The 23,184-nt window shown below is 68.8% G+C and carries 17 protein-coding genes and 1 pseudogene; 8 read left to right on the top strand and 10 right to left on the bottom strand.

Annotation, left to right across the window (positions count from 1 at the left end; all coding sequences use genetic code 11):
- The 3 genes and pseudogenes from WT97_RS33955 to WT97_RS02850 form a co-directional block, all read right to left on the bottom strand.
- Positions 1 to 617: pseudogene (locus WT97_RS33955) on the bottom strand (hypothetical protein); the annotation flags it as partial.
- Between the two features lie 511 nt (positions 618 to 1,128).
- Positions 1,129 to 2,373, bottom strand: a complete 1,245-nt coding sequence (locus WT97_RS02855) for an FAD-binding oxidoreductase (RefSeq protein WP_059791688.1) — start codon at positions 2,371 to 2,373, stop codon at positions 1,129 to 1,131.
- 67 nt (positions 2,374 to 2,440) lie between these two features.
- Complete coding sequence (locus WT97_RS02850; protein ID WP_059501107.1) at positions 2,441 to 3,220, bottom strand: ABC transporter substrate-binding protein; 780 nt, start codon at positions 3,218 to 3,220, stop codon at positions 2,441 to 2,443.
- 374 nt (positions 3,221 to 3,594) lie between these two features.
- Between WT97_RS02850 and WT97_RS02845 the strand changes: the two genes are divergently transcribed.
- From WT97_RS02845 to WT97_RS02825, 5 genes are all read left to right on the top strand, one after another.
- The gene (locus WT97_RS02845) at positions 3,595 to 4,569 is read left to right on the top strand and encodes an ornithine cyclodeaminase family protein (RefSeq protein ID WP_059791690.1); all 975 of its coding nucleotides are present in this window, start codon (positions 3,595 to 3,597) and stop codon (positions 4,567 to 4,569) included.
- Complete coding sequence (locus tag WT97_RS02840; RefSeq protein WP_059501105.1) at positions 4,566 to 5,360, top strand: transcriptional regulator; 795 nt, start codon at positions 4,566 to 4,568, stop codon at positions 5,358 to 5,360. The genes WT97_RS02845 and WT97_RS02840 overlap by 4 nt, the downstream gene beginning before the upstream one ends.
- Before the next feature lie 185 nt (positions 5,361 to 5,545).
- Positions 5,546 to 6,277 (top strand): DsbA family oxidoreductase, encoded by a 732-nt coding sequence (locus WT97_RS02835; protein WP_059791692.1) that lies wholly within the window; start codon positions 5,546 to 5,548, stop codon positions 6,275 to 6,277.
- A gap of 120 nt (positions 6,278 to 6,397) precedes the next feature.
- Positions 6,398 to 7,837 carry a DHA2 family efflux MFS transporter permease subunit gene (locus WT97_RS02830; protein ID WP_059791694.1) on the top strand — a complete coding sequence of 480 codons (1,440 nt, stop codon included), beginning with the start codon at positions 6,398 to 6,400 and terminating at the stop codon, positions 7,835 to 7,837.
- A gap of 299 nt (positions 7,838 to 8,136) precedes the next feature.
- Positions 8,137 to 8,925 (top strand): sulfite exporter TauE/SafE family protein, encoded by a 789-nt coding sequence (locus tag WT97_RS02825; protein ID WP_043205476.1) that lies wholly within the window; start codon positions 8,137 to 8,139, stop codon positions 8,923 to 8,925.
- A gap of 155 nt (positions 8,926 to 9,080) precedes the next feature.
- Here the strand turns inward: WT97_RS02825 and WT97_RS02820 are convergent, their stop codons facing one another.
- The 3 genes from WT97_RS02820 to WT97_RS02810 form a co-directional block, all read right to left on the bottom strand.
- Positions 9,081 to 10,916: a S10 family peptidase gene (locus WT97_RS02820; protein WP_059501102.1), complete on the bottom strand. Its 1,836-nt coding sequence runs from the start codon at positions 10,914 to 10,916 to the stop codon at positions 9,081 to 9,083.
- A gap of 612 nt (positions 10,917 to 11,528) precedes the next feature.
- Positions 11,529 to 13,619, bottom strand: a complete 2,091-nt coding sequence (locus WT97_RS02815; protein WP_060352769.1) for a D-(-)-3-hydroxybutyrate oligomer hydrolase — start codon at positions 13,617 to 13,619, stop codon at positions 11,529 to 11,531.
- Positions 13,620 to 13,757: 138 nt separating this feature from the next.
- Positions 13,758 to 14,123 (bottom strand): BON domain-containing protein, encoded by a 366-nt coding sequence (locus WT97_RS02810; RefSeq protein WP_059501100.1) that lies wholly within the window; start codon positions 14,121 to 14,123, stop codon positions 13,758 to 13,760.
- A gap of 432 nt (positions 14,124 to 14,555) precedes the next feature.
- Here WT97_RS02810 and WT97_RS02800 point away from each other — a divergent pair, with 432 nt between their 5' ends.
- The 3 genes from WT97_RS02800 (at position 14,556) to WT97_RS02790 (ending at position 17,748) form a co-directional block, all read left to right on the top strand.
- Positions 14,556 to 15,998: a TAXI family TRAP transporter solute-binding subunit gene (locus WT97_RS02800; RefSeq protein ID WP_059501099.1), complete on the top strand. Its 1,443-nt coding sequence runs from the start codon at positions 14,556 to 14,558 to the stop codon at positions 15,996 to 15,998.
- Positions 15,999 to 16,092: 94 nt separating this feature from the next.
- Positions 16,093 to 16,731 (top strand): 2-hydroxychromene-2-carboxylate isomerase, encoded by a 639-nt coding sequence (locus WT97_RS02795; protein WP_059501124.1) that lies wholly within the window; start codon positions 16,093 to 16,095, stop codon positions 16,729 to 16,731.
- A gap of 69 nt (positions 16,732 to 16,800) precedes the next feature.
- Positions 16,801 to 17,748, top strand: coding sequence for a LysR family transcriptional regulator (locus WT97_RS02790; protein WP_034206550.1), 948 nt, complete (start codon positions 16,801 to 16,803; stop codon positions 17,746 to 17,748).
- A gap of 43 nt (positions 17,749 to 17,791) precedes the next feature.
- Here the strand turns inward: WT97_RS02790 and WT97_RS02785 are convergent, their stop codons facing one another.
- From WT97_RS02785 to xdhA, 4 genes are all read right to left on the bottom strand, one after another.
- A complete protein-coding gene (locus WT97_RS02785; RefSeq protein WP_060352768.1) occupies positions 17,792 to 18,193 on the bottom strand; it encodes a nuclear transport factor 2 family protein in 402 nt (133 codons plus the stop codon).
- A 100-nt stretch (positions 18,194 to 18,293) separates the two neighbouring features.
- A complete protein-coding gene (xdhC, locus tag WT97_RS02780; RefSeq protein WP_059791705.1) occupies positions 18,294 to 18,911 on the bottom strand; it encodes a xanthine dehydrogenase accessory protein XdhC in 618 nt (205 codons plus the stop codon).
- A 69-nt stretch (positions 18,912 to 18,980) separates the two neighbouring features.
- Positions 18,981 to 21,344 (bottom strand): xanthine dehydrogenase molybdopterin binding subunit, encoded by a 2,364-nt coding sequence (gene xdhB / locus WT97_RS02775; RefSeq protein WP_060352767.1) that lies wholly within the window; start codon positions 21,342 to 21,344, stop codon positions 18,981 to 18,983.
- Positions 21,345 to 21,362: 18 nt separating this feature from the next.
- Complete coding sequence (gene xdhA, locus WT97_RS02770) at positions 21,363 to 22,922, bottom strand: xanthine dehydrogenase small subunit (protein ID WP_060352766.1); 1,560 nt, start codon at positions 22,920 to 22,922, stop codon at positions 21,363 to 21,365.
- Between the last annotated feature and the right edge of the window lie 262 nt (positions 22,923 to 23,184).

Below are 23,184 nucleotides of genomic sequence, written 5' to 3'. Positions count from 1 at the left end.
CCCAGTGCGCCCGTTGCCGTACCGAGCGCATTGCTCAGCGTGCCGGTTGCCGTGTTCAGCGCACCGGTCAACGCACCGGCCGGGTTGCCGCCGCTCAAGGCACCCGTCACTTGATTCACCACGCCCTGAACCGGCGCCAGCGGATTCGCGCCGCCACCGACATTACCCAGTGCGCCCGTCACCGTGCCAGCCGTATTGCTCAGCGTCCCCGTCGCCGCATTCAGCGCACCAGTCAACGCCCCCGCCGGGTTGCCGCCGCCGAGCGCGCCCGTCACCTGATTCACCACGCCCTGTACCGGCGCGAGCGGCTGCACCGTGCCGCCGCCACCGCCGAGTGCGCCCGTCACCGCCCCCACGGCGCCCGACAACACTTGCCCCGGCTCCCCCAGCGACGTCTGGATCGCGCCGGACCCGCCCGCCGTCAGGGTCACCGAGCCCAGCGGCGACGTGCCCGTCGCGGCCAGCCCGACCGACACGCTGTTCGTCGGCGGATTGACGATCACTTGCGGGATTGGCAGCGCATCGAGGGCTCCCGCCATCGCGGAACCCGAAGCCAGTACGCCGAACACCGTCGCGACCGACAGCGCCACACCCGTCAATTTGAAGTTCTGTCCCATCTTTGTTTTTTCCCCATCTCGGTTGGCACTACGTTGACAAAGCATGGGGACGGATTGCACGAAGCGTGCCAATTCCAAAAATCGGCCGTTTCGTCTGCCTACTTATCGGCAATAATGATTTTTAAATCGATTTCAGGTGAAATTGGTGGGTTGCAGAGACTCAATCGTCTGATGAAAAGGCCTCCGGAGCGCGGATGTAACGTAACGTTTGCGAGCCCTACGGTAACGTGTTCCGGTACATTCCGCGTAACGCCTGAACGCGCGGCCGCGATGGAGCCTATACCGTCGGAACTGGCTGCCCATTACGCATTTCAGCAATATGAAAATGCATTGATAAATCGCGAATTTGCTGATTTTCTTTTATCGCGCGATTTTCTTTCCTATCGATTACGCAGATCATTTCCGATTGCGTGGATTTCGACAATCCGGACGGCAAAATGAAAAACTGTGAACGACACGCGTTGCCACCGGCGCATGCCGGTGGCCGAATCCGCATCTGCGCACCGCGGGTTCAACCGAAGCGTGCGGGCCGGTACGGACGGGGATCGATATAGGTCGGCGCGCCCGTCATCATTTCGGCGAGCAGACGACCGGTCGCGGGCCCGAGCGTGAGCCCATGATGGCAGTGGCCGAACGCGAACCACAAATGGCGGTGGCGCGGCGCGGGCCCGATCACCGGACGCATGTCGGGCGTGCACGGCCGCATCCCGAGCCAGGGCTCCGGATCGAGCCGCTCGCCGATGCCGAACGCGTCGCGCGCCAGCGGTTCGGCGCGTGAGAGTTGCACGCCGGTCGGCGGCGCGTCGCGCGGCGCGATCTCGACGCCGGTCGTGAGCCGCAGGCGGCCGCCCTCCATCGGCGCGACGACGAAGCCCTCCTCGGTATCGCACACGGGCACGTTCAGCAGCGTGCGGGTCGGCAGGTAATGCATGTGATAGCCGCGCTTCGCGCGCAGCGGAATCCGGTAGCCGAGCGGCGCGAACACCCGATCCGACCACGGCCCGAGCGCGACCACGGCCGAGCGCGCCGAGATCGGCCCGTGCTCGGACCCGACCTGCCAGCCGTCATCCACCTGCGCGAGCGTCGTCGCGTCGCCGCGCACGAACGTGCCGCCGTCGCGCTCGAACAACCGCGCATAGGCCTTGGTCAGCCCGCCCGGGCTCGACACCGTCTTCGGGTCCTGCCAGTGAAAGGCGCCGCAGAAGGCGTCGCCGATACCGGGCTCGCGCGCGCGCAACGCACGCGCGTCGAGCACGGTCATCCGCAGCCCGTGCGCGTCGGCCACGCGCTGCTGGGCGCGCGCTTCCGCGTCGAACAGCGCGGGCGAACGAAACGCCTCGATCCATCCGCCGTCGTGCACGAGCGGCTGCGCGTCGGTGCGCGCGAGCAGCGCATCGTGCTCGACGACGCTCGCCGCGACGAGCGGCAGCAGGTCGCGCGCGGCGGCCGCGAGCCGCTGCGGCGACGATTCGCGCCAGAAGCGCGCGAGCCAGCCGGCGTACTCGGGCAGCGCCTTGTAGTCCCAATAGAGATCGACCGAACGGTTGCGCGCGTAGCGCAGCAGCGTGCCGAGCCGGCGCGGAAACGCATACGGCACGACCGACGAGCGCTCGATCAGCCCCGCATTGCCGTGGCTGGTTTCCTCGCCGGGCGCGCGCCGGTCGACGAGCGCGACGCGCAGGCCGCGATCCTGCAGATGCAACGCCGACGACACGCCAACGATGCCGGCCCCCAGAACGATGACGTCGAAATCCATGGTTCCCCGCACTGCGTCGAGATGGGAGGCGCCGTGCGCCAGCCCCGCGGCCGGCGCGCGGCGGCGCTTACTTCGCGATGATGTCGCGCTTGAAATACTTCCGCGACAGCGCGCTCAGCGTGCCGTCCTGCTTCAGCGCGTCGAGCGCGCCGACGATCTTCGCCTGCAGCGCCTTGTCGTTCTTGCGCATCCCGAAGCCGGTGCCTTCGCCGAGCGTCGCCGGATCCTTCAACGGCTCGCCGACGATCCGGTAGTCGCGACCGGCCGGCTTGTCGAGGAACCCGTCCTGCGCGGTTTGCGCTTCCTGCACGGCCGCATCGAGACGCCCCGCGACGAGATCGGCGTAGATCTGATCCTGATCCGGGTACGACACGACGGCCACGCCCGCATCGGCCCAGTGCGCCTTCAGGAAATCCTCCTGCGACGAGCCCTGCAGCACGCCGACGTGCTTGCCGCGCAGGCTCGCGACGTCGGGCTTCAGCGGCGAACCGTGCTTCGCCACCATCACGATCGGCACCACGTAGATCGCCGGTGTGAAGTCGATGCTTTGCTTGCGCTTCGCGGTGATGTTCATCGCCGAGTTGATCGCGTCGAACTTGCGCGCCTGCAGCGCCGGGATCAGCCCGTCGAACGCATTCTCGACCCACACGCATTTCATGTTCAGCTTCGCGCACACCGCGTTGCCGATGTCGACGTCGAAACCCTGCAACTGACCGGCCGGCGTCTTGCTCTCGAACGGCGGATAGGCAGCTTCGATCCCGAAGCGCAGCGTGGCCTGTTCCGCATGGGCCGTGACGGCCGCGCACGCGAGCGCCGCAGCGGCGCAGAGGGAAAGTTTCCGGTTCATGACGGTCCTTCTGTTCTGGATTGAGGCTGGAGATCGGTCGTGCGACGCCCTCGACCGGGCGCCAGCGCGGCATCCGAGGCACGCAGCCGCCTGGCGGCGTGTCGGATCCCACATGCGAAATATAGACTTAAAGTCTACTATAGACTATAGGGGATACGAGAATGTCGCGCCAATTTCTCGACGTCGAAATTTCGTAGCCTGCTTCCAACGCCTTTGATTCCATGGTGTTTTCCATGAATCCAGCAATGACGCAGCGTCTCGAAAAGAAAAATTCTCCCGATTTTGTTTGTCTATATTAGACTTTTCGTCTATCACGAACCCTGCCGGACGCCGTCTTTCGAGACTTTCTGTCCAGCCCGAACCGGAGATGTCCGATGACGCAAACCGTCCCCACCCCGCCGCTGATCGTCGACGAAGCCGCAGTGCGCGCGGCGCTGCCGTCGCTCGACGTGCTCGGCACGCTGCGCCGCATGTTCGCGTCGCTCGCCGCGGCGCGCGCAGTGCAGCCGCCGCAGACGCTCACGCTGTTTCCCGATCAGGCCGGCGACTTCATCACGTATCTCGGCGCGCTCGCCGATGCGCAGGTATTCGGCGCGAAGCTGTCGCCGTACATCGTGACGGGCGGCAAGCCCGACGGGAGACCGATCGTCACCGCATGGACCGCGCTGATGTCGATGCAGACCGGCCAGCCGCTGATGTGGTGCGACGCGGGGCTCTTGACCGTCGAGCGCACGGCCGGCACGACGGCGCTCGCGGTCGACTGCCTCGCGCCGCGCGACGCGCGTCATCTCGCGATCGTCGGCACGGGCGCGGTCGGCCTCGCTCACCTCAGGCACACGGCGCCGCTGCGCGATTGGGACACGATCCGCGCGTATTCGCCCGCGCTGGCCGGCGATGCGGCGCAGCAAGCGGCCCTCGCCGCGCTCGACCCGCGCGCACGCGCGGCGGCGAGCGTCGAGGCCTGCGTGCGCGACGCGGACGTGGTGATGCTGTGCACGTCGTCGGGCACGCCCGTGCTTGGCGACGGGATGCTCACCCGCCCCGCGCTCGTCACGTCGATCAGCACGAACGTCGCGCGCGCACACGAAATCCCGCCCGCGTGGCTGCCGGACATGGACGTCTACTGCGACTACCGGTACACGACGCCCGCGAGCGCCGGCGAGATGCAGATCGCGGCGGCCGAGCACGGCTGGGATGCCGGCCGGATCGTCGGCGACCTGCCCGCGCTCGTCGCCGGCACCTGCGCGGCGCCGTCGCGCACGCGTCATGCGTTGTTCCGCTCGATCGGCCTCGGGCTCGAGGACATCGCGATCGCACATGCGCTGTACACGCATCTGACGCGCGCATGAACGGCATGCGCACGCGGGGCCGATACAATGGCGCAACCGCCGCGGCGGCCGCGCGCGGGCGCACGGGCATGCCGGCCGACGGTGCGCCGGCTCGCCGGCCCGACACGCTGCCCGGCTCCCGCCCACCCGAGATCGCGACACCGATGCGCAAGAAGAAATCTCCCGTCAAAGACCTGCTGCTCACCCGCTATGCGCCGATCGCCGACGGCATCGCCGCACTGTTCTTCCCGTACGCGGAAGTCGTGATCCACGACCTGCACGACCAGACCGTGCTGTATCTCGCGAACAACCTGTCCAAGCGCGAGGTCGGCGACGATTCCGCGCTCGAGGAAATCGATCATTCGGCGCGCGAGCGCGTGATCGGCCCGTACGAGAAGCTGAACTGGGACGGCCGGCGGATGCGCTGCGTCAGCAACGTGCTGTTCGACGACGAAGGCCGGCCGGCCGGGATGATGTGCATCAACTTCAACATCGCGGTGTTCGACGAAGTGCGCGCGACGCTCGATCTGTTCATCAAGGGCGCGGGCGTCGTCGCGCAGCCCGACGAGTTGTTCCGCGACGACTGGCAGGAGCGCATCAACACGTTCCTGCACGGCTGGCTGCGCGAGCGGCAGGTCGGGCTGAACGGTCTCACGCGCGAGCACCGGCGCGAGCTCGTCGAGGCGCTGTACGCGGAAGGCGCGTTCCGCGGCAAGAGCGCGGCGAACTACGTCGCGAACGTGCTCGGGATGGGGCGCGCGACGGTCTACAAGCACCTCAAGCACCTGAAGGAAACGCAGGGCGACGCGTGAGCGCGACGCGGCGGGCACCATCGCGGTAGCCCGGCGTCGGTACCGGGCCGGCGGTTCCACGCCCCTGCTTCGCGACACGCGGGCGCGCGCCCTTTCGCACCGTGCCACACGGTTCCGCGAGCGACGAAGCGTCGAAACATAAAGTGATATAGTCTCGGTTACATTTTTTGCCGCCCGGACCGCCCATGACGACCGCTCCCGCCCCGACTGCCCGCCCGACCCTGACCGTCGAAATCTGGTCCGACCTGATCTGTCCGTGGTGCTGGATCGGCAAGCGCCGCTTCGACGAGGCGCTGGCCGCGTTCGCGCACGCCGACCGCGTCGACGTCGCGCTGCGCGCGTACCGGCTGATGCCCGGCCAACCCGTCGAGCCGGTCGAGGCGATGCTGGCCGGCAAATACCGGATGGCGCCCGCGCAGGTCGACCAGATGCTGCGCCAGGTGACCGATGCGGCCGCGAGCGTCGGGCTGCGCTACGACCTGCCCGGCACGCTCGTCGGCGACACGCTCGACGGCCACCGGCTCGTGAAGCTCGCGCAAGCGTCGGGCCGCGCGCACGCACTGACCGAGCGGCTCTACCGCGCCTATTTCTGCGAGCACGGCTCGCTGTTCGATCATGCCGTGCTGACCGAGCTTGCGGTCGAAGCCGGACTCGAGCGCTCGGCCGTCGAAGCCGTGCTCCGCAGCGACGCGTATCGCGACGAAGTCGAAGCCGACATCGCGCGCGCCGCACGAATCGGCGGGCGCGGCGTGCCGCTGTTCGTGTTCGGCGGCCGCTACGCGGTGTCAGGCGCGCAGCCGGCCGACGCGTTCGCGCGGGCGCTCGATCAGGCGTGGCGCGACGGCATCGTCGAACCCGCCGGCGACGACGCGGCCGCCTGCGGCCCCGACGGCTGCGAACTGCCGGCTCGATCGTAACGGCTCATCCCGCAGCACGCGCGCCACTACGCGACGCTCCTGCCACAAACCGGCAGGAAGCCCGCGCCGCCGGCATCTACAATGCATCCTTTCAAATAACTATCGGAAGGCTGCAGGCCCATGACCCACGGGATTCACGGCGAGAAGCGCTGGTACGCGCTGATCGTGCTCTGTCTCGGCGTGCTGATGATCGTGCTCGACAGCACGATCGTAAACGTTGCGCTGCCGTCGATCAGCACCGATCTCCACTTCACCGAAACGGCCCTCGTATGGGTCGTCAACGCATACCTGCTGACGTTCGGCGGCTGCCTGCTGCTCGGCGGCCGGCTCGGCGACCTGTACGGCCAGCGGCGCATGTTCCTCGCGGGCCTCGTCGTGTTCACGCTCGCGTCGCTCGCGTGCGGCCTCGCGCAATCGCAGGCGATGCTGATCGCCGCGCGCGCGGTGCAGGGGTTCGGCGGCGCGGTCGTGTCGGCCGTCTCGCTGTCGCTGATCATGAACCTCTTCACGGAACCCGGCGAACGCGCACGCGCGATGGGCGTCTACGGCTTCGTGTGTGCGGGCGGCGGCAGCATCGGCGTCCTGCTCGGCGGGCTGCTGACGAGCTCGCTGTCGTGGCACTGGATCTTCCTCGTCAACCTGCCGATCGGCGTCGCCGTCTACGCGATGTGCGTCGCGCTGCTGCCGCGCACGCGTGCGCCGGCGGGCACCGCACGGCTCGACGTCGCCGGCGCGATCACCGTGACCGCGTCGCTGATGCTGGCCGTCTACGGCATCGTCGGCGGCAACGAGGCCGGCTGGCTGTCGACGCAAACCGTCGCGCTGATCGGCGCGGCCGTCGTGCTGCTCGTGCTGTTCATCGCGATCGAGTCGCGCGCCGCGCATCCGTTGATGCCGCTCACGCTGTTCGCCGCACGCAACGTCGCGCTCGCGAACGCGATTGCCGTGCTGTGGGCAGCCGCGATGTTCGCGTGGTTCTTCCTGTCGGCGCTGTACATGCAGCGCGTGCTCGGCTACGGGCCGCTGCAGGTCGGCCTCGCGTTCCTGCCGGCGAACCTGATCATGGCCGCGTTCTCGCTCGGGCTGTCGGCGCGCATCGTGATGCGCTTCGGGATCCGCGGCCCGATCGCCGCCGGCCTGCTGATCGCGGCGTGCGGCCTCGCGCTGTTCTCGCGCGCGCCGGTCGACGGCGCTTTCGTGTGGCACGTGCTGCCCGGCATGACGCTGCTCGGCATCGGCGCGGGCGTCGCGTTCAATCCGGTGCTGCTCGCCGCGATGAACGACGTCGACCCGGCCGATTCCGGGCTCGCGTCGGGCATCGTCAACACCGCGTTCATGATGGGCGGCGCGCTCGGGCTCGCGGTCCTCGCGAGTCTCGCCGGCGCCCGCACCGACGCGCTCGCGACGGCGCAAGCCGCGCCGCTCGACGCGCTGAACGCCGGCTACCACGCGGCATTCGCGTTCGGCGCGGCGTTTGCGACCGTGGCCGCGCTGATCGGTTTCGCGCTGCGGATCCGGCCGCAACGCTCGGTCGAAGGCGCAGGACCCGCGATGCACTGACCGTCGGCAGCCGGACGGGAACCGACCTCGAGTCAGGGCGTGCAGCATCGCGCCCTTTTTTGTGCGCACCGGACGCGCGGCGTACACGCCCGGTTCGCCCTGCCTTTCAGGCCGACGACGCCTCTCAGCCCCTGCTCAAACGCCCGTTTCACGCCCGCCGGCCGTCGCCGCGCGCCCCCTCGCGGCCGATTTTTAACCCAGTCGTACGTTGACGCGTCACTTTTGCGACAATGGCGGACTTTGATGCGCGCGCCCCGGCCGCGCGCCGCCGCCGAACGCCGCATAACCGCCTGCTTCCGATGTCGCTTCCCCATATCGATCTGCTGTACTCCCTGTCCGGCCTGTTCGTCGGCATCCTCGTCGGCCTGACGGGCGTCGGCGGCGGTTCGTTGATGACGCCGATTCTCGTGCTGCTGTTCGGCGTCCACCCCGCGACGGCGGTCGGCACCGACCTGCTGTACGCGGCCGCGACCAAGGCCACCGGTACGCTCGTCCACGGCCTGAAAGGCTCGATCGACTGGCGCATCACGGGCCGGCTCGCGGCCGGCAGCGTGCCGGCCGCGGCGCTCACGCTGTGGTGGCTGCACACGCACGGGATGAACACGCCGGGCACCGCACGGATGATCCAGCTCGTGCTCGGCGTTGCGCTGCTGCTCACGTCGCTCGCGTTGATCTTCCGCCCGCAGCTCACGGCATTCGCCGCACGCAACCCGCTCGCGCCGAGCCCCGCGCGCACGCTGTGGTCGACCGTGCTGACGGGCGCCGTGCTCGGCGTGCTCGTGTCGATGACGTCGGTCGGCGCCGGCGCAATCGGCGTGACCGTGCTCCTGCTGCTGTATCCGCTGCTCGCGACGACCCGCATCGTCGGTTCCGACATCGCGCATGCGGTGCCGCTCACGCTGGTCGCGGGCATGGGCCACTGGCTGCTCGGCTCGGTCGACTGGTCGATGCTGCTGTCGCTGCTGCTCGGTTCGCTGCCCGGCATCGTGCTCGGCAGCCTGCTGTCGGCGCGCGCGCCCGAGCGGCTGCTGCGCAACCTGCTCGCCGCGACGCTGGTCGCGGTCGGCGTGCGGCTCGTGCTGGCGTAAGCGGCGAGGCCGCCCTTTCCTCCGCGGTTACACCCTTTTCCCGTCCGGCGCATGACGCGCCGGCCCAGCGCTCGCTGCACAAGAAAAACAGCCCGACCGGCCTGCGCCGATCGGGCTGTCGTCCATCCGGGGCGGCGCGCGCCGCCCCACGCCGCTTACTGCCCCTGCTGCTGCAGTTTCTGCTGCTTCATCTGCTGCGTGCGCGCCTGCAGCTTCAGCACGCGCTGCAGCGCGGTGCGATTCGCGAGGATGCCGTCGTAGAAGTTGGCGAGATCGCCCTTCAACGCGGTCCGCGATGCGTCGTTCAGGTAGATCATGTGACCCGACGGGTAGTTCTTGATCGTCAGGTTCTGCGCCTTGAGCGTCGGATCGAGCGGCATCTGCGCGAGCGTCAGCTCCGTCTGGTGGAACGGCGTGACGGCGTCGAAATAGCCGTTCGCCGACAGCACCTTCAGGTCCGGGTTCACGCTCATCGTCGACGCCAGGTCGCCGGCCGTGTACAGCGTATTGCCGCCGCCCTTGTTCGCGCCGGTCGGGTCCGTGTGGCTGAAGTCCCAGTTGTTGAAGACCTGGTCGTTCAGGTCCACGAACGACGACGTCGACGTGTACTTGAGGTCGGTGTTGATGTAGCTGTTCCACAGCACCGTGTATGCGCCGCCGACGTTCGTGATCGACGGATCGTTGCTGCCCGAGTTCGGCAGGATGTACGGCGCGATGCCCTTGCCCGTGAAGTTCGCGCGACCGTCGTACTGGCCGATCTGCGTGCCCGGCACGAGCGTCAGGAAGAACGTGTACGGCGGGTTGTCGTCCGACGACGGCACGTTGCCGAGCGCGGCCGGGTTGCCGAAGGTCTGGATCAGCGACGTCGGGTCCGTGCCGATGTACGCGCCCATCTGCTGCGCGGTCTGCAGGTTCAGGTTCAGCCGCACGTTCACGAAGCCGCCGTCCTGCGGGTTCGGCTTCTGCGCGAGCGGCGCGAGCGTGTTGTCCGCGTAGTTGCGGGCCTGAACCATGTACGCGTCGAGATCGGTCGGCGTCGGGTTGAGCGTCGTCTTCTTCCAGTAGAACGCGTCGGCCGCGAGCGTCGGGAACGTGCCCGGCGCGGACAGCGCGTTCGCGTAGTCGAGGATCGACGACTGCAGCGTGATCCCGTTCAGGTCGATGCCGTCCTCGTGCAGCACCCACGACACGACCGCGCTGCGCGCGGTGCCGTACGACTCGCCGTACAGGAACTTCGGCGAATTCCAGCGCGAGTACTTGGTCAGGTAGCGCTGGATGAAGCGGTCGATCGAGCGCGCGTCCTGGTCGGTGCCCCAGAAGTCCTTGTTCTTCGCCGGCGCGATCGCCGTCGAGTAACCGGTGCCGACCGGGTTGATGAACACGAGGTCGGTGCGGTCGAGCAGGCTGTCCGGGTTGTCGAGCAGCTTGTACGGCGCGGGCGGGGTGAAGTTCGGGAACGACGACTGCAGGCGCTTCGGCCCGTACGAGCCGAGCAGCAGGTAGACCGACGACGAACCGGGGCCGCCGTTGTAGAAGAACGTGACCGGGCGCGGCTTCGACGGGTCCGGATTGTCCTGCGTGTACGCGACGTAGAACATCTTCGCGTTCGGCGCCGACGTGATCGGATCGATCGTCGTCAGGTGGCCCGTGGTGGCCGTGTACTTGATCGTCTTGCCGCCGATCGTCACCTGGCGGTGCACGACTGCCGCGCCTTCGGTCGAATCCGTGACCGCGTCGTTCGGCCCGGTGCCGTACACGTCGGTGTCGACGTACGGCTGGTCGGCCGCGGCGGCGGCCGTTGCGTCGGTGCTGGCCGACGTGCTGCCGCTGGACGTCGCGGCCGCGGTGGCGGCCGCCGCACTCGGGCTCGGCCCGTCGTCGCCGCCGCACCCCGTGACGAGCAGCGCCGCGGCCGCTGCCGCGGCGAGCGGTACGCTCAGGGTCGTTCCAAATAGCGCGAAACCGTCTTTCAAGGACTTGCGTGTCGTCATTATTGCCTCTCGAACAGAACGATAAATACCGCCGGCCGCAAAGGATCATTTGCGCCGGCGCTCCGCACCGGGAATGCATTCGTTATGCGACGCACTCCGAGTTTTTTACCGGATCGGCGAATACCGATCGGCACGATTTACCCCACCCACGTTTTTTGCAACCGCACAATGGAATCAATTCCATTGCGAACGGCAATTCAACGGTTTGCAGCAATACGAATGCATTTCGCGAATTCGCATGCGCACGAAATCGACGTCCAAAGGACGCCCTGCGAAGCCCGCCCGGCAACGCGCCTTCACTTCGAACAGACGAACGATCCCGGTCGGCGCGATACCGATTAATCGCGAAACGGCGATCAATCGCGACGCGAGCCGACTGAATAAAATCGAAAGGATCGATTAACTAAAAGGAAAGGAATATTCTCGTATCTGGAATTTATTAAATTAAGTGAAAATACCGGCGCATAATAGGTTCCGGATTTATGGCCGTAAAGTAATAATTTGTTACGGCGCTCGCCATTCGGATAAAAGGCAGTACGGGACCGATTCCAGGCGACGTAAAAAAAGCCGGACGGCTGTCCGGCTTCTTCGGAGGCGGCGCGACGGCCGCCGTCAGAGCGGCACGTCGATCGTGCCGACGCCGGCGGAGATCGCGTTCGCGCCCGGCGCGGCCGAGATCGGCGGCAGGTTCGCGCTCGTCAGCGCGGGTGCGGCGCCCGGCGTGCCGCCGCGCGGCACCGTGCGGATCACCTGCGACGGCGGCAGCGGCGCGCCGTTCTTCAGGTGCTTCCACATCAGGTTCAGCGCCTGCACGTTGTAGTAGTGAACCGGCACGAAGCGCGTGTCGAAGCCCGGAACCGACAGGAATGCGTCGAAGTGCTGGCCGTTCGTCACTTCGTAGAACACCAGCTGGCTGCGCCCGGCTTCGCTGATGCCGTTCTGCGCGACGTACGCGCGCGACGCGTGGTTCACGGGAACGAGCGCGTCGCTGCGGCCCTGCACGATGATCGCCGGCTTGCCGTGCAGGTTCGCGTTCACGCGCACCGCGTCGACGTTCGCGGGCATGCCGAGCATCCCGTTCGTCCACAGCTGGCGCAGGCACAGCGCGCCCGCGAAGCTCGCGTCGGGCGTCGCGAGCCGGTGGTCGACGCCCGCGCCGTTGTTGAACACGAGATTGATGCCGGCCGTCGGCGGTACGCCGTTGCCGGCGCCGAACACGGCCGGCATCGGCGACGCGGCGGGCGCCGCGACCGCGCCGGTCGCCGGGTTCGTCGTCGCGAAGCTGAAGTTGCACAGGTTGTCGGTCACGCGCGAGCGCGTGTACGCGTTCGCATAGGTGACCGCGATCGCGGGAATCGCCTGCGAATCCCACATCGACGCCTGCAGCAGGTCGGAATCTGCCAGATAGCCGGCCGCATGGAGCTGCGCGAGCGCGTCGGCCGCCTGGCTCTGCGTGTCGGCGCCCGCCACCAGCCCGGCCGCGGCGAGCGTCGCGCAGCGCTGCGCGCGGATCGACTGCGTGGTCGCGGCCGGCAGCGCGCTCAGGTACGGCGCGCCGGCCAGCGACGCCGATGCGGCCGCGCACGGTTCCAGCAGGTTCGCGAGCGTCGCGTAATCGGCCAGCGGCCGGCCGAACGACGGCACCGGCTGGCCGCCCGCGCGAACGACCGCATTCGGCGCCATCCGCACGTTGATCTGCGGCTCGCCGACCACGACCGCGGTAATCCAGCCGCGGTCGTCCTGCTCGGCCGCCGCGAGCGAGGCGCCGCCGCCGTTGCTGACCGACGCGGCGATCGTCGTGATGTCGCCCGCGCGATAGCGCACGCCGTGACGCGCGCCGTCGATCAGCGGTCCGAACTGCTCGTTGAGCGCCCAGTACGCGAACTCGACCGACTGCAGCGTCACGCGCCCCCAGTCCTGCTCGGGATTCTGCTGCGAATGCGCGTGCTTGAACGCATAGCGGTTCGGGAAGCGGCTGTTGAACGCGGCGAGATCGCCGCTCGTCACGTTCGCGGTGAACAGGCTCGCGGTGCCGGCCAGCACCGCGTTGGCGAGCGTGCCGTCGATCAGCGTGACGGTGTCGGAACCGAGCTCGTGCGCGCCGTTGCCGCCGCCCTTGTCGTTGTAGGCCACCGCGCAGCCGCGCTTGAGCGCCCACTCGCCGGCCGCGGAAATCGCGCCGTACACGCCGCGCGAGCCGGACGACGTCGCGGTGACGATGCACGGCCGCGCGGGATCGAAGCTCGCGGGCACCTGCACGAGCAGCGTCACGTTCTTCGCGCCGCTGCCGTCGTCGGCATACGCGAGATATTCGGTGCCGGGGATCTTGCCTTCGCCGAGCGTATCGTTGCCGTCGAGGTCGACGTTCGGCCCCCAGAAGCGGCCGTAGCCGCCGTTCGCGCTCATGTCGACGAGCGCGCGGTAGTTCGACCAGATGGCGAGGCGACGCAATTCGGCGCTCGTCGGCCGCGACGGGTTCGCGAAGCCGGGCGCACTCGCCGCGGCGAGGCCCGTCTTGCCGAGGCCGGCCGTCAGCAGGTCGTCGCTCGCGCCGTCGTAGGCCGTCGTGCGCACGCTGCCGGACACGAAGCCGGGCAACCGGTTGCGCTCGGCCGACTCGTCGCCGTTGCAGGCGCCGAGCATCGCGACCGCGGCCAGCGCCGCCCCACACACCACCCGCCTGCCCCACCCGAGCTTCGTCATCGCCGCCCCCTCGATATCGTTATCGGTCCGCCGCCGCGCCGCGCACGGCGTTCGGTGTCTGAAGCGCAAACGGGCCCCGGCATGCCGGGGCCCGCCTGGAAACGGGCGCACGCGGCGCTCGCGCGCCGCCGCCCGGCGTTACTGCTGCTGAACCGTCAGCTTGTTCGTGACCGACGTCACGCCCTTCACGCTCTTGGCTGCCGCTTCCGCCTTGTCGATCTGTGCCTGGTCGGGCACCGTGCCCTCCAGCGAGATCGCGCCGCCCTTCGAACGCACGACGAGGTTCGCCACGTCGATGCCGCCTGCCTTCGTAATGGCCTTGCGCACCGCGTAGCCGAGCTTGCGGTTCGCCTTCTTCGCGGTTTTCGCGGCGGCCTTCGGCGCGCTCGCCGCGGCCGACGGCGCTTCCGTTGCCGCTGCATCGCTCGACTGCGCATACACGCTGCCCGACAGACAGGCCGCCACGGCGGCGACACCCAACGCTCTCAACACGATCGACTTCATGCTATCTCCTTATCACTCCGGAACGGCCGTGCACAGTACGGCCGGATACCCCCAAAAACAGCCGGCCCGCGCGCGAACGGGCGGGACAGCCGGTGTTTTCCACGGCGATACGAGAGAGGCGTCACGGGCCGGCGGCCGGCGCACGCGAAAGCGGGCCGGCCGGGCCGGACAGCCGCCGGCCGGACGCGCCCGGTCTGATGACGTGCCGGGTCGCGCGCGATTCGGGCGCGGCTGCGTCGCACAATGTAATCCAGCGCCCGCGGAAGCGCAAAGCTTTTGACGCGACGGCGCGCGCCGCTGTCGCCGCGCCGCCGTGCAATCCCGCCGCGACTCGCGCATGCACGGCGAAACCGGGTACCATCGCCGCGAGCATCCGTGTCATCCGGTGACGACCGTCACCGATGCGTCACGCCAGCGTCATCCGCCGATCCCATGAAGCCAGCCCGCCCTCGCCCGCCGCGCCGTATCCTCGCCCGCTTCGTCGCCGTCTCGTGGCGCGACCTCGCGCTGTCGATCGGCCCGACCGTGCTGCTCGCCGGCGCGGCCGTCTGGCTCGCGGTCAAGCTGATCCAGCCGGCGCCGCCGTCCACGCTCGTGATTTCGTCCGGGCCGCCCGGCAGCACCTACTGGAACGCCGCCCAGAAATACAAGACGATCCTCGCGAAAAACGGCGTCACGCTCGACGTTCAATCGTCCGAAGGTTCCGCGCAGAACCTCGCGCGGCTGTCGAACCCGAACGCGCCGGTCGACGTCGGCTTCGTGCAGAGCGGCATCGGCCCGAAGGAGCGCGACGAGCATCTCGTGTCGCTCGGCAGCATCGGCTACGTGCCGCTCGCGATCATGTACCGCGGCCCGGTCGTCGGGCGCCTGTCCGACTTCAAGGGCAAGCGGCTCGCGCTCGGCGCGCAAGGCAGCGGCGCGCGCGAACTGAGCCTCGCGCTGCTGAAGATGAACGGCATCGTGCCGGGCGGCCCGACCGAGCTCCTGCCGACGGCCGGCGAGGACGCCGCGACCGCGCTGCTCGACGGCAAGATCGACGCCGCGTTCCTGTCGGGCGACTCGACGCAGATCCCGGTGATGGCGAAGCTGTTCCGCGCGCCGGGCGTGCACGTCTACTCGTTCACGCAGGCCGACGCGTATGCGCGGCGCTTTCCGTACCTGACCGCGATCACGCTGCCGATGGGCGTCTACGATCTCGGCCGCAACCTGCCGCCCGCCGACATCCACACGGTCGCGCCGACGATCGAACTCGTCGCGCGCGACTCGCTGCACCCCGCGCTGTCCGACCTGCTGATCGAGGCGGCGCGCGAAGTGCACGGTCACGCGACGATCCTGCAGCACGCAGGCGAATTCCCGTCGTCCGTCACGCGCGGCTTCCCGCTGTCCGACGATGCCGCCCGCTACTACAAGTCGGGCAAGACCTTCCTGTACCGACGGCTGCCGTTCTGGGTCGCGAGCCTCGTCGACCGGCTGCTGGTGGTGGTCGTGCCGCTGATCGTCGTGCTGATTCCCGGGTTGCGGCTCGTGCCGTCGCTGTACGGCTGGCGCGTGCGCTCGCGCATCTACCGCTGGTACGGCGCGCTGATCGCGCTCGAGCGCAGCGCGCTCGGCGAACATACGGCCGAGGAGCGCGTCAAGCTGCTCGACGAGCTCGACGACATCGAGGAAGCGGTGAACCGGATGAAGATGCCGCTCGCGTACGCGGGGCAGTTCTACGTGCTGCGCGAGCACATCGGCTTCGTGCGCGAACGGCTCACCGCGCACGACCAGGATGCGCCGGCGGCCCCGCCCGGCGCCGGCAATCCGCCGGCACGCACGGAAACCGACCCGCCGCCGGCCGGCGACGCCCCCCGGGCGACTCCCGGTTCCGCGTAAGCGAACGATCCGCGATCATTGCTGCATGCGCGCGCCGCCGCGTAACATGGAGGCCGCCGCCAGGCGCCGCACGCCCCACCTTCTGGAGAACGACATGACAACCGGCCTCGACACCGCCCAACCCGCCTGGTTCTTCGACTTCGTGTCGCCGTTCTCGTATCTGCTGCTCGAACAGCACGACAAATGGCCGGACGTGCCGTTCAACCCGGTCGCCGTCTCGCTGCCCGACCTGCAGCGCCACTGGGGCCAACGCCCGAGCGCCGACGTGCCGGCCAAACGCGTGTTCACGTACCGGCATGCGCTGTTTCGCGCGGAACAGCTCGGCATCCGCTTCAAGATGCCGCCCGCGCATCCGTTCGATTCCGACAAGGTCCTGCGCCTCGCGATCGCGCTGCGCGCCGATATCGTGACGGTGCTGGAAATGTTTCGCTTCATCTGGCGCGAAGGGAACGATCCGTCGACGCCGGAAGGCTTCGCGGCGCTGTGCGAACGCGTCGGCGTCGGCCACGGCGACGAGCTGATCGAATTCGAGGAAACTGCTGCACAACTGACCCGCAACACGGCCGACGCGATCTCGCTCGGCGTGTTCGGCGTGCCCACCTTCTGGATGAACAAGCAGCTGTTCTGGGGCGAGGACGCGCTGCCGATGGTGCTGTACTGCGCGCGCACGCCGAACTGGCTCGAATCGCGCGAGGTCAAGCGGATCAGCACGCTGCCGAAGGGCCGCGCGTGATGGCCGGTATCACGCACGGCAACGCGCGGCTGCGGTAAGGTTACGCGTCACCGGAATCACCCCCAATCGATGGAAGACGACGACCGTACCGCCTCGCTCGACATCTGGCTCGTGCGCGTGTTGCGCACGCTGCTGCTCGAGCGCAGCGTCACGCAGGCCGCGCTGCGGCTGAACCAGACCCAGCCCGCGATCAGCACCGCGCTGCGCAAGCTGCGCGAGACGCTGAACGACCCGATCCTCGTGCGCGGCAAATCCGGCATGGTGCCGACCGAATACGGCGCGTCGCTGCTCGACGCCGCATCGCGCGCGCTGCGCGAGGTCGATTTCATCGCGACGCCGCACGGCGACTTCGATCCGTCGTCCGCGCGGCGCACGTTCCGCGTCGCCGCGCCCGACTACCTGAACGATTTCTTCATGCCGACGCTGATCGAGCGCTTTCGCGACGCGGCGCCGCATGCCCATCTGGAGATCGATTCGCTGAATCCCGCGCTCGACCACGCGGGTGCGCTCGAATCGGGCGCGCTCGATCTCGTGATCGGCAACTGGCCGAAGCCCGACCCGCAGTTCGCGCGCCAGGATCTGTTCTCCGACACGATCGTGTGCCTGATGCGCGACGCGCATCCGCTCGCCCGCGTGCCGCTCACGCGCGACGCTTATGCGTCGGCCGCGCACGTCGCGCCCACCCCGTACACCGGCGACAAGCGCAACGCGATCGAGATCGGCCTGGCGCGCGCACGCCTCACGCGACGCATCGTGACGACGCTGCCGTACTTCGGGATCGTGCCGCAGGTGCTGCTGCAGTCGGACCTGATCTTCACGACGACGCGCCGCTTCGCGACGCACTATGCGCAACTGCTGCCGCTCGTCGTCGTCGCGCCGCCCGTGCCGTTCCCGCGTATCAAGAGCTACCTGCTCACGCATCCGCAGCCCGATCGGCCGACCGACATCGCGTGGCTGTGCGCGCTGATGCAGAGCGTATCCGACGAGCTGACGGTCGCCCGCACGCGCAAGCGCTGACGCGCGGCCGGCGCGCCGCGCGACCGTTCGACAGCGCGGCCGCTCAGGCCGTGCAGAAGGTTTCCTGCAGATGGGTCCAGCGCACGACGCCCGCCGCGTCGCGCGCGAACACGGCGGTCGCACGGCGCGCGGGCAACTCGCCCGCCGCCGCGTGCTGCGCTTCGAGATAGGCAATCACCGCATGCGATGCGTCGGCCGCGAGCACGCGGATCTCCGACAGCGTGATGCGCAGCCCCGGCTTCGCGCCGGCCAGCTTCGCGAACAGCGCGCGCGTGCCGTCACGGTCGACCACGCGGCCGTCGGTCAGAGTCATCGTGAAATCGGCGGCAAACGCCGCGAGCAGCGCATCGAGCGCCGCCGGCGCGGTATCGACGCCGGACAGCCAGCGCTCGATGGCGACGAGGCTCGCATCGAGCGCGTCGAGATAGACGGAGTGATCGGACATGGGTGTGCACGGTGAGGTGAAGCACGGCCCGCTGCCGCGCGTCGTCGTGCAGTGTATGCAAAAACGCGCGGCCGTGCGCCGGCCGCGCGACATCGGCGTTTTACCGCGCGCAGGACACGTCTTCGCGTGCGCGCCCGGCCACCGCCGCCTTCGCATCGGCCACCCGCATGCCCGAGCGTGCCTGCAGCAGCTCCGCGCAGACGGCCACCGCGATCGCGCCCGGCGCCTTGTCGACGATGCCGGCGACACCGATCGGACACACCATCTCGACGAGCCGCGCCGGGTCGACGCCGCGCGCAACGAGCCGGCGCTCGAACTTCACGCGCTTGGTGCGCGAGCCGATCATCCCGAAGTACGCGTAGTCGCGCCGCCGCATGATCTGCGCGGCGAGCGAGAAGTCGAGCGCGTGGTTGTGCGTCATCACGAGGAAGTACGCACCGGGCGGCGCCGCGTCGACGACGGCCTCCGGCGTGTCGGTCGGCTCCGGCTGCACGTTCGGCGGACATTCGTCCGGGAACAGCTCGTCGCGCGTGTCGACCCACTGCACGACGCACGGCAGCGCGCCGAGCAGCGTGACGAGCGCGTGGCCGACGTGCCCGGCGCCGAACAGCACGATGTGCATCGGCGCCGGCGCGCCGGTCGCGCGGTTGCGCTGGCCGGTGCCTTGCGCGAACGCCGGGGTCGACGCGGCGCGCGACGGCTGGGCCGGCCCGTTCATGCCAGCCACCGCCGGGCCGTGCCGCCGTGAGCGGGCAACGTACGAAGCGCGCGCAAAGAGCGTTTCATGTCAGCCTGCCTGGCCCGCGCGGGCCGCACGCACCGCGCCGATCGCGTGCAGGATCGACTCGCCGGTGGCCGGCGCGTCGAGCGGCGGATTCACCTGGTAATCGCCGACTGCCGCGATCGCGTCGCGCACCGCGAAGAACACCGAGAACGGCAGCAGCAGCGGCGGCTCGCCGACGGCCTTCGAGCGGTGGATGCTGTCCTCGACGTTGCGGTTCTGGAACAGCCGCACGTTGAACTCGGGCGGCGTGTCGTTCACCGTCGGGATCTTGTACGTGGACGGCGCATGCGTCATCAGCTTGCCGCCCTGGTTCCACCACAGCTCCTCGGTCGTCAGCCACCCCATCCCCTGGATGAACGCGCCTTCGACCTGGCCGATGTCGAGCGCCGGGTTCAGCGACGCGCCCACGTCGTGCAGCGCATCGACGCGCAGCGTGCGCATCTCGCCCGTCAGCGTGTCGATCACGACTTCCGACACGGCCGCGCCGTACGAGTAGTAGTAGAACGGGCGGCCCTGCAGTTTCGACTGATCCCAGTGCAGCTTCGGCGTCGCGTAGAAGCCGTCGGACCACAGCTGCACGCGCGCGAGGTAGGCCTTCGCGATCACTTCGCCGAACGGCACGCTCGCGCCGCCGATCCACACGAAGTCGTTGCCGAACTTCACGTCGGCCGCATCGACCGTGCCGTCGCCGAACTGCTTCGCCGCGAACGCCGCGAGCCGCTCGCGCAACTGGCGCGCCGCATCCTGCGCGGCCTTGCCGTTCAGGTCCGAGCCCGTCGACGCGGCGGTCGCGGACGTGTTCGCGACCTTGCTCGTATCGGTCGCCGTCACGCGGATCCGGCCGAAGCGGATGCCGAGCTCGTGCGCGACCACCTGCGCGACCTTCGTGTTGAGCCCCTGCCCCATTTCCGTGCCGCCGTGGTTCACGAGCACCGAGCCGTCGGTGTAGATGTGCACCAGCGCGCCGGCCTGGTTGAAGTGCGTGACGTTGAACGCGATGCCGAACTTCACCGGCGTGAGCGCGATGCCCTTCTTCAGCACCGGGTTGCGCGCGTTGAACGCGCGCACGCCCGCGCGCCGCGCACGGTAGTCGCTCGTCGTCTCGAGTTCGCCGAGCAGCTCGTGCAGGACGTTGTCCTCGACCGTCTGCCCGTAAGGCGTCACGTTGCGTTCGGTCTTGCCGTACAGGTTCGCGTAGCGCACGTCGAGCGGATCGCGGCCGAGCGAGCGCGCGATGTCGTCGAGGATGTATTCGATCGCGAACGCGCCCTGCGGGCCGCCGAAGCCGCGGAACGCGGTGTTCGACTGCGTGTTGGTCTTGCCGCAGTAGCCGGCGATGTCGACGTCGCCAAGCCAGTACGCGTTGTCGAAGTGGCACACCGCGCGCGTCATCACCGGGCCCGACAGGTCGGCCGAGAAGCCGCAGCGCGACGTCATGTCGAGCGCGACGCCGTCGATGCGGCCGTCGTCGTCGTAGCCGACGTCGAAGCGGTAATGGAAATCGTGCCGCTTGCCGGTGATCATCATGTCGTCGTCGCGGTCCGGACGCAGCTTCACCGGGCACAGCAGCTTCCACGCGGCAAGCGCCGCGCAGCACGCGAACAGGCCCGACTGCGATTCCTTGCCGCCGAACCCGCCGCCCATCCGGCGGCATTCGACCAGCACGTTGTGCGACGCGACGCCGAGCACGTGCGCGACGAGGTGCTGCATCTCGCTCGGGTGCTGCGTCGAGCAGTACACGTGCATCCCGTCATCGTCCTTCGGCACCGCGTACGCGATCTGCCCTTCCAGGTAGAACTGCTCCTGCCCGCCGAGCAGCATCTCGCCCGACTCGCGGTGCGGCGCGGCGGCGAGCCGCGCGGCTGCGTCGCCGCGCGCGAGCTTCAGCGGCGGGATCACGTAGGTTTCGGCCTTGCGCGCTTCCTGCGCGGTCAGGATCGCGGGCAGCTCCTCGTAGTCGACCTGCGCGCGGCGCGCGGCGAGCCGCGCGGTTTCGTGCGACGTCGCGACGACGATGAACATCGGCTGGCCGACGAACTGCACGACGCCCTTCGCGAGCACCGGATCGTCGTGGATGATCGGCCCGCAATCGTTGACGCCCGGGATGTCGTCGGCCGTGAACACGGCGACCACGCCCGGCGTCGCGCGCACCGCGTCGAAGTTCATCGACACGATCCTCGCGTGCGGCTTCGCCGACAACCCGAGCGCCGCGTGCAGCGTGCCCGCGACGAGCGGGATGTCGTCGGTGTAGGTGGCGCGCCCGCTCACGTGCAGGTGGGCGGACTCGTGCGCGCGCGACACGTGCACTTGCGCGGCGTCGGCCTGCGGGTCGACGGTGCTGAGGAACGGTTCTGCTTGCTGGTTCATGTTCGGTGTTCTCCGTCTTCAGACGCGCGCCGCGTCGTTGGCAACTTCGGCGGCTACTTCGCGCACGTTCAGCGCCTGCGGCGGCAGCGGGTCGTGCGGACGCGTCTCCAGCCAGAACCGGAACATCAGGTTCTTCGCGGTATCGAGGCGATACGTGCTCGTCGCGCGCATGTCGGACAGCGGCTGGTAGTCGCGCTCGAGCGCCTGCATCGCGGCCTGCGCGGTGGCTTCGTGCCACTGTGCGCCGTCGAGCACGGCTTCCGTATGCGTGGCGCGCTTCGGCGTCGCCGCCATCCCGCCGAACGCGACGCGCGGCTCGCGGATCGTGTCGCCGTCCGCGATGAACGCGAACGCCGCGCACACGGCCGAGATGTCGGAGTCGAACCGCTTCGACAGCTTGTAGGTGCGGAACTGCAGCTTCGCGCGCGCGCCGATGCGAGTCGGCACCTTCAGGCCGACGACGAATTCATGCGGCGCCATGTCCTTTTGCTGATAGCCCGTGTAGAGCGCTTCGAGCGGCAGCTCGCGCACCGTGTCGCGGCCGCGCAGTACGACCCGCGCGCCGAGCGCGATCAGGCCCGGCATCGAATCGCCGATCGGCGAGCCGTTCGCGACGTTGCCGCCGATCGTGCCCGCGTTGCGGATCGGCAGCGACGCGAAGCGCTTCCACATCTCGGTCAGCTCCGGGTAGGTGCGGGCGAGTGCCGCATAGGCCTTCTCGACCGTCACGCCCGCGCCGATCTCGATCCAGTCGTCGCCGTCCACGACCTGCTGCAGTTCGGCGATCTGGCCGACGTAGATCAGATCGTCGAGGCGGCGCATCTGCTTGGTGACCCACAGGCCGATGTCGGTGCTGCCCGCGAGGATGCGCGCGTCGGGACGCTCGGCCTTCAGCGCGGCCAGCGCGTCGAGCGTGCGCGGCGCGGCAAAGCGCGCGCCGTTGGCCGTCGTGTAGTCGAACGTGTCGTCGCGCTTGAGCGATGCGAGCGTGCGGGCAAGCGCCGCCGTGTCGACCACCGCCGACGGCGCCGGCGAGGCTTCGCCGGCCGCATCGAACATCCGCACCGCCGCATCGACGATCGGGCGATAACCGGTGCAGCGGCACAGGTTGCCCGTCAGCGCATCGGCGATCTCGGTGCGCGTCGGCACGTCCTTCGCCTTCGCGCACGCATTGCCGCAGCCTTCGTGGCCGTGCTTCTCGTACAGCGCCCACATCGACATCACGAAGCCGGGCGTGCAGAACCCGCATTGCGAACCGTGGCAATCGACCATCGCCTGCTGCACCGGATGCAATGCGCCGTCCGGCCGGCGCAGGTCCTCGACCGTCAGGAGCGCCTTGCCGTCGAGCGTCGGCAAGAACTGGATGCACGCGTTGACGGCCTTGAACTCGACCGCGCCGGCGTCGGTCAGTTCGCCGACGACGACCGTGCACGCGCCGCAGTCGCCTTCCGCGCAGCCTTCCTTGGTGCCGGTGCAATGCGCGTCCTCGCGCAGGTATTGCAGCACGGTGCGGGTCACGTCCGCGCCGCTCACTTCGCGGATCGCGTGACGATGGTAGAAGCGAATCGGCTCACTCATGTCTCGGTGTTTCTTCAAATTGGGGGCAAGGCGGCCTGCGCGGAGCGCTCGACCGACGTTTTTCCGACAGTTTGAACGCTATCACCGTCAAATTCCGCAACCCATAGTCCATCGCGCATGCGGCTCATATAACTGCCGCGATATGCGCGCCCGGCCGCCCGCGCCTTTTGCCGCACCGTGCGCTCTGCCGTTCCCGGCGCCCGCGACCGCCGGTCGTCTTCGCGAACGGCGGCCCGGTTAACTAAACGGTACCTGCGTGAAA

The sequence above is a fragment of the Burkholderia sp. MSMB1459WGS genome (assembly GCF_001534535.1).
In the GTDB taxonomy this organism is placed as follows: Bacteria; Pseudomonadota; Gammaproteobacteria; order Burkholderiales; family Burkholderiaceae; genus Burkholderia.
Note: the sequence above shows the minus strand (reverse complement) of the source record. Positions and strands in the feature narration are given on the sequence as shown.

What these genes read in the sequence shown, in the direction of transcription:
- WT97_RS02815 (WP_060352769.1), bottom strand. Translation starts at nt 13,619, where the DNA reads ATGACGAAGCTCGGGTGGGGCAGGCGGGTGGTGTGTGGGGCGGCGCTG.
- WT97_RS02785 (WP_060352768.1), bottom strand. Translation starts at nt 18,193, where the DNA reads ATGTCCGATCACTCCGTCTATCTCGACGCGCTCGATGCGAGCCTCGTC.
- WT97_RS02790 (WP_034206550.1), top strand. Translation starts at nt 16,801, where the DNA reads ATGGAAGACGACGACCGTACCGCCTCGCTCGACATCTGGCTCGTGCGC.
- WT97_RS02840 (WP_059501105.1), top strand. Translation starts at nt 4,566, where the DNA reads ATGAACGGCATGCGCACGCGGGGCCGATACAATGGCGCAACCGCCGCG.
- WT97_RS02810 (WP_059501100.1), bottom strand. Translation starts at nt 14,123, where the DNA reads ATGAAGTCGATCGTGTTGAGAGCGTTGGGTGTCGCCGCCGTGGCGGCC.
- WT97_RS02820 (WP_059501102.1), bottom strand. Translation starts at nt 10,916, where the DNA reads ATGACGACACGCAAGTCCTTGAAAGACGGTTTCGCGCTATTTGGAACG.
- xdhB (WP_060352767.1), bottom strand. Translation starts at nt 21,344, where the DNA reads ATGAACCAGCAAGCAGAACCGTTCCTCAGCACCGTCGACCCGCAGGCC.
- WT97_RS02795 (WP_059501124.1), top strand. Translation starts at nt 16,093, where the DNA reads ATGACAACCGGCCTCGACACCGCCCAACCCGCCTGGTTCTTCGACTTC.
- xdhA (WP_060352766.1), bottom strand. Translation starts at nt 22,922, where the DNA reads ATGAGTGAGCCGATTCGCTTCTACCATCGTCACGCGATCCGCGAAGTG.
- xdhC (WP_059791705.1), bottom strand. Translation starts at nt 18,911, where the DNA reads ATGAACGGGCCGGCCCAGCCGTCGCGCGCCGCGTCGACCCCGGCGTTC.
- WT97_RS02825 (WP_043205476.1), top strand. Translation starts at nt 8,137, where the DNA reads ATGTCGCTTCCCCATATCGATCTGCTGTACTCCCTGTCCGGCCTGTTC.
- WT97_RS02845 (WP_059791690.1), top strand. Translation starts at nt 3,595, where the DNA reads ATGACGCAAACCGTCCCCACCCCGCCGCTGATCGTCGACGAAGCCGCA.
- WT97_RS02800 (WP_059501099.1), top strand. Translation starts at nt 14,556, where the DNA reads ATGAAGCCAGCCCGCCCTCGCCCGCCGCGCCGTATCCTCGCCCGCTTC.
- WT97_RS02850 (WP_059501107.1), bottom strand. Translation starts at nt 3,220, where the DNA reads ATGAACCGGAAACTTTCCCTCTGCGCCGCTGCGGCGCTCGCGTGCGCG.
- WT97_RS02830 (WP_059791694.1), top strand. Translation starts at nt 6,398, where the DNA reads ATGACCCACGGGATTCACGGCGAGAAGCGCTGGTACGCGCTGATCGTG.
- WT97_RS02855 (WP_059791688.1), bottom strand. Translation starts at nt 2,373, where the DNA reads ATGGATTTCGACGTCATCGTTCTGGGGGCCGGCATCGTTGGCGTGTCG.
- WT97_RS02835 (WP_059791692.1), top strand. Translation starts at nt 5,546, where the DNA reads ATGACGACCGCTCCCGCCCCGACTGCCCGCCCGACCCTGACCGTCGAA.